This window comes from Alphaproteobacteria bacterium, from assembly GCA_030680745.1.
GTDB lineage: Bacteria > Pseudomonadota > Alphaproteobacteria > JAUXUR01 > JAUXUR01 > JAUXUR01.
The window spans coordinates 1-4,935 of sequence record JAUXUR010000028.1 but is presented as its reverse complement, the minus strand read 5'-3'; the positions used below and the strand labels follow the sequence as shown (position 1 = coordinate 4,935).

The 4,935-nt window shown below is 36.0% G+C and carries 7 protein-coding genes; 2 read left to right on the top strand and 5 right to left on the bottom strand.

The annotated features are described in order from the left end of the window. Positions 1-500: 500 nt before the first annotated feature. The 5 genes from Q8L85_02595 to Q8L85_02575 form a co-directional block, all read right to left on the bottom strand. On the bottom strand, positions 501-986 hold the full coding sequence (locus tag Q8L85_02595; protein MDP1723572.1) for a hypothetical protein: 486 nt from the start codon (positions 984-986) through the stop codon (positions 501-503). Further along, the gene (locus tag Q8L85_02590; protein MDP1723571.1) at positions 979-1,488 is read right to left on the bottom strand and encodes a hypothetical protein; all 510 of its coding nucleotides are present in this window, start codon (positions 1,486-1,488) and stop codon (positions 979-981) included. Before Q8L85_02590 ends, Q8L85_02595 begins: the two co-directional genes overlap by 8 nt. Before the next feature lie 217 nt (positions 1,489-1,705). Next, entirely contained in the window at positions 1,706-1,933 is a 228-nt protein-coding gene (locus tag Q8L85_02585; GenBank protein MDP1723570.1) for a F0F1 ATP synthase subunit C, read from the bottom strand. Positions 1,934-1,968: 35 nt separating this feature from the next. After that, positions 1,969-2,697 carry a F0F1 ATP synthase subunit A gene (locus Q8L85_02580; protein ID MDP1723569.1) on the bottom strand — a complete coding sequence of 243 codons (729 nt, stop codon included), beginning with the start codon at positions 2,695-2,697 and terminating at the stop codon, positions 1,969-1,971. Positions 2,698-2,757: 60 nt separating this feature from the next. Continuing rightward, the gene (locus Q8L85_02575; GenBank protein MDP1723568.1) at positions 2,758-3,087 is read right to left on the bottom strand and encodes an AtpZ/AtpI family protein; all 330 of its coding nucleotides are present in this window, start codon (positions 3,085-3,087) and stop codon (positions 2,758-2,760) included. 165 nt (positions 3,088-3,252) lie between these two features. On the opposite strand from Q8L85_02575, the gene Q8L85_02570 reads away from it, so the two are divergent. Then, positions 3,253-3,621, top strand: coding sequence for a hypothetical protein (locus Q8L85_02570; GenBank protein ID MDP1723567.1), 369 nt, complete (start codon positions 3,253-3,255; stop codon positions 3,619-3,621). A gap of 197 nt (positions 3,622-3,818) precedes the next feature. Then, positions 3,819-4,595 carry a 3-hydroxybutyrate dehydrogenase gene (locus Q8L85_02565; protein MDP1723566.1) on the top strand — a complete coding sequence of 259 codons (777 nt, stop codon included), beginning with the start codon at positions 3,819-3,821 and terminating at the stop codon, positions 4,593-4,595. Positions 4,596-4,935: the final 340 nt, after the last annotated feature.

Here is a 4,935-nt window from a genome sequence, read left to right as displayed (position 1 = left end):
AGTCTTACATCAAACAGCAAGAGCAGCTTGACGACCGAGGTTCGGATGAACCAGGTGAATTCTAGTCGTTTAAATCAACCCGGCAGTCTTTAAGACTGCTAAATACCGTCAAGCCCCCGGCTTTGCCGGGGCGTTATGACTAATTGAAAAATATAAAAATAATTATTTTAGATAGTGAAAAATTAGCTACCCGCCTTGTCATTGCGAGGGGCAAAGCCCCGCGGCAATCTAAAAAACTTTTAATAAGAAATAGATTTTGGCTTTAAAATTTGAGATTGCCACACCCCCTGCGGGGGTTAGCATGACGATTATTTTTGTTTTTTTTTAATTTAAGTGGTTAAACCGAAATTCAAAAAACTAATTTTAAAATTTTTCTAAATCAATATCTTAACAGTTCCTTTGGATTGTTGTGCAATCTTTATAAAAATTTGAACTGCTCACAACAACAAAAACCCTCGGTTTCTTATGAGGTCAATTTCCAGGTTAGCGCTAATAAAATATTAATGAAGCTGTAATTTTTGAGGCATTTCTTGAATACTTTCTTCAAGTATTCTATTGCTTGCTTCAACAGGCAATTTTTCTTTAATAAGCTTTGTGACAGTTTCAATGGTAAGTTGCAATGCAAATTGCTTAACAGAGCTCATTGCCTCACGTTCAGCTGTTGCAATACGTGTGAAAGCCATTTGTTCACGACGTCTTAATGTATCTTCTAATTGAACTTTCGCATCATTCTGTAAACGTTCAATTTCACCTTTGGCATGCGTTAGAATTTGTTGCGCTTCACTGTAAATTTCTTTTTCGCGTTTTTTTTGTTCACTTAAAAGATTGATTGCTTGTTTTTTAAGTGAAGAAGCTTCATCAATCTGCGCTTTAATTTTTTCAGCACGTCCATCTAAAAATTGCGTCAGATGTTTTTTAACGGGCTTAAATGCAAAAAAAATAAAGATAAGTGTTGGAATAAGGACGAAAAAATTTTCATCAAACATTTTGATTCTCCCCCAAATGGGCTTTAATATTTTGTGTTACTGTTTGACGTGCTATTTCTTCAGAAAATTTTATTTTGGTTAAACGTTCAGCAAGCTCTAAAGAAAGGTCAACCACAAGTTTTTCAATTTCGCCGATTGCGTCATTTTTTGCTTTTTGAACTTTTTGTTCTGTATTTTTTAAATGCGCGTTTAATTTTTCAGCCAATTCTTTTTCTTTTTCACGGTTAAAGGCTTTCATTTCATCCGTTTTTTGGATTAATAATTCATGCGCTTCTATACGTGATTTATTCAGGACGATTTCGCATTTTTTTGAAATATGCTCAATTTCATGTTGAAGTTTTGTTGCATGTTCAATATCGGTATCAATCGTTTTTTGTCTTTTATCGATTGTTTCCGTGACTTGAGGTAATGCCCAATATCTTAAAAGAATAAATAACAAACCAAAAGAAATGGCAAGCCATAACAATTGCGATGGAAAATAAGTAGGGTCTAATTGTGGCATCATATCCCTCTTTAAATATAAATATTTAAATTATGGACAAATTCGTCGTCAGGCCTGCCCAGGAAAAAGAAACTGGCGGTACTCATCTACAAAGAGGTACACGCCGTTCCGGTTCGAGGGGCTCTAGACTTTGCCTCATAATTTAAACATTTAATCTTCAAAAACTTAGAAAAATAAAGGCGTAAAATTGATTTAAATCAACACGCCTCCTTTTTTGTTACATCACGAATAGTAAAACTAAAGCAATAATAAGCGCAAAAAGACCCATTGCTTCGATAACGGCGAAACCAACCATGGTCATCACCCGAACATGTGGTGCAGCACTTGGGTTGCGCGAAACACCATTCACAAAGCTAGAAAACAACATTCCAAGCCCAATACCAGCACCAGCAACACCAATCATTGCAAGTCCTGCACCAATCATTTTAGCAGCAGCTAAATCCATAACAAACTCCCTTTAATTAACAAGTTAGGTTAGTCCTAATGCATATGCACAGCATCATTAAGATACAAGCATGACAAAAGGGTAAAAATATAAGCTTGGAGCACAGCGACAAAGATCTCAAAACCAATCATCAAGGTATTGAAGAGCAATGGTAAAATGCCTAACGCACCCATGCTTATGGTAAAAATTGCCATCACTTTTATCAACGTATGTCCTGCCAACATATTAGCAAAAAGACGTACGGAGAGACTTATTGGCCGTGTGAAATATGAAATAATCTCAATCGGCACAAAAATGGGGATAATATAAAAAGGTATTCCTTCTGGTAGAAAGAAACGGAAAAAATGGGTTCCATGCTTTGCAAAAGCAATGATCGTTACTGTTACAAAAATGAAAAAAGCGAGCGCAAAAGTAACGATAATATGACTTGTAAACGTAAAGCCATAAGGAACCATACCCAAAAGATTGCCGAAAAGAACGAAAATAAAAAGTGTAAAGATAAAGGGGAAATATTTTTTACCCTCATCTCCAATATTTTCCTTCATTAAATTCGCAACCATATCGTGTGTAAGTTCGACCATAGATTGCATTCGACCTGGGATAAGTGATTTAGAACGCATACCAAAGCGAACAAATAGAACGGAAACTAAAACGGCTAAAACCATAAAAAGAGAGGAGTTTGTAAAGTAAAAATCATAACCACCAATAGTCATTGGCGTATTAATCAATGGTTTTACTTCGAATTGATGTAATGGTCCTGACACGACGCCCCCCTTTGAAGCATAAAACGTATGATCTTTTGTGCGATCCTCTTTTTTATTCTTTTAGTCTTTTTTATCATCATTTTTGTATCCAGAGCCATATTCATTCCCCTTAACAAGACGATAGATATTTAATACCCCAGCTGCGATTCCAAATAAAGCAAAAAGTAACAAAAAAATCGGTTTTGTTGAAAATAATTTATCGAGGGAATATCCTATCCCTACGCCAACGACAAGAGCAATAACAATTTCAAGCCCAATACGTGCTGCAATTCCTAGCATTTTACGATCATCATCATAAAAATTACGCGTATTTTTTTGAGGCTGCAATTTTTTGAGCTTTTCTTTTAGTGCAGCAATTTTATTTTGGTTGTCTTGAGAATTTTTTTCCATTATGCCTCTCTTTTATTAAGGACGTTAAGGCAAGGTAAAGCGATGTGTCAAGACTGAAAAATTGAACGTTTCAAAACACTTTTTATTGATTGAATCTCTTTACTCTTTATTAATCTTTAAACAGGTATCATAATTATAGTAAGGAATAAAAATAGGGAGGAATCTATGAGAAAGTTCATTTTAACGCTTGGTGCTTTAGCTTTAATAATAGCGACGCCAAGCCTAATAACAACAGACGTAAACGCATTATCACCACGCGTACATCAAAGCGAGCATGACATGCTTATGCAAGCGGCTGGTCACGATCATGTTGTTATGCATAAACATAAAATGCATCACCATAAAATGCACCATCGACATCACAAAAATCATAAAGTGAAGATGCACCATCATCAAAAGATGATGCACCATCACCACAAAGAAATGTTGAAAGCAAAACATGATTTAGCTAAAGCAGCACATCATCATAAAGCTAAAAAACATCATGAACGCATGAAAAAACAACATAAAAGAAACCATCGTATCCATCACTAAGAAGTTGGATTAGATTTAGTCAAAGGTCCCCTCTAAATTTATTTAGGGGGGATTTTATAATAAATTAACTTCATGCGGATACGTCGTCATTCCTTTCTTACGTATGAAAAATACGCACCGCGCGTTATTTCTTGGCTCATTTTTTGTCAGGGCATAAAATTAATTTATTATATGTTTAAAAAATTAGGGAGAAGCAAATGTCAAAAACAGCACTTATAACTGGATCAACAAGTGGCATTGGTGCGGGCATTGCTGAATCCTTTGCACGCCAAAAATACAATATTATATTAAATGGTTTTGGCAATATCGCTGACATTGAAGCGCAACAGAAATATTTAACAGACACATATGCGATTAAAACATTATATTCAGCCTGTGATTTATCCAAAGCAGATCAAATTGATGAAATGATAAAGACGGCCAAATCATCTTTTGGCTGTATTGATGTTTTAGTGAACAATGCGGGCATTCAATATACTGAAAAAATAGAAGATTTTCCACCTGAAAAATGGGATGCGATTATTGCTATTAATTTAACAAGCGCTTTTCATACGATCAGACATACAATTCCGATTATGAAAGAAAAAGGATGGGGGCGTATCATTAACATAGCCTCAGCGCATGGACTTGTTGCTTCTAAAAATAAATCTGCCTATGTCGCATCTAAACATGGCATCATCGGTCTTACAAAGGTCATAGCGCTTGAAACAGCAACTGTTAATATAACCTGTAATGCCATCTGCCCAGGTTGGGTAGATACGCCTTTAATGCGCAAACAAGTTGATGATAAAGCAAAAACTTTAGGCGTTTCATTTGATCAAGCTTTACTGGATATGGTGTCAGAAAAACAACCCTCTCAAAAATGCGCAACACCTCATGATATAGGCGAATTATGTGTTTTCTTAGCACGTGAGGAAGCCGCCCAAATAACGGGTGCGTCTTATTCTATTGATGGCGGTTGGACGACTGAATAAGTTATATAGTCGATAATAGCCATTGGGAGGATACATCGTCACGCCTCACTCATGTATATAGGGATACACTTCGTTCGTTGTTTCTTGTCTACTCCTCAAGTCTATCGACTATAACATTTTCCATTTAGGTTAATAGAGCCTCATTCTTCGTTCATGTAGGAAGAGACTCAATCTACGGGACAAAAAATGAAATTAAGCCCATTTTTAACTATCCCGCTTTCACACTCCGCAATTTATTTCTAAGAAGCGAAAACAATTTTTTACCAAAAGTCCTCCAAAAGAAGGCTTTTTTTTACCTCTCCCCTTGTGGGAGAGGTCGCGACCAAAGGGAGCGGGTGAG

Coding starts and splice junctions, on each gene's coding strand:
- Q8L85_02595 (MDP1723572.1), bottom strand. CDS start 986: ATGTTTGATGAAAATTTTTTCGTCCTTATTCCAACACTTATCTTTATT.
- Q8L85_02590 (MDP1723571.1), bottom strand. CDS start 1,488: ATGCCACAATTAGACCCTACTTATTTTCCATCGCAATTGTTATGGCTT.
- Q8L85_02585 (MDP1723570.1), bottom strand. CDS start 1,933: ATGGATTTAGCTGCTGCTAAAATGATTGGTGCAGGACTTGCAATGATT.
- Q8L85_02575 (MDP1723568.1), bottom strand. CDS start 3,087: ATGGAAAAAAATTCTCAAGACAACCAAAATAAAATTGCTGCACTAAAA.
- Q8L85_02570 (MDP1723567.1), top strand. CDS start 3,253: ATGAGAAAGTTCATTTTAACGCTTGGTGCTTTAGCTTTAATAATAGCG.
- Q8L85_02565 (MDP1723566.1), top strand. CDS start 3,819: ATGTCAAAAACAGCACTTATAACTGGATCAACAAGTGGCATTGGTGCG.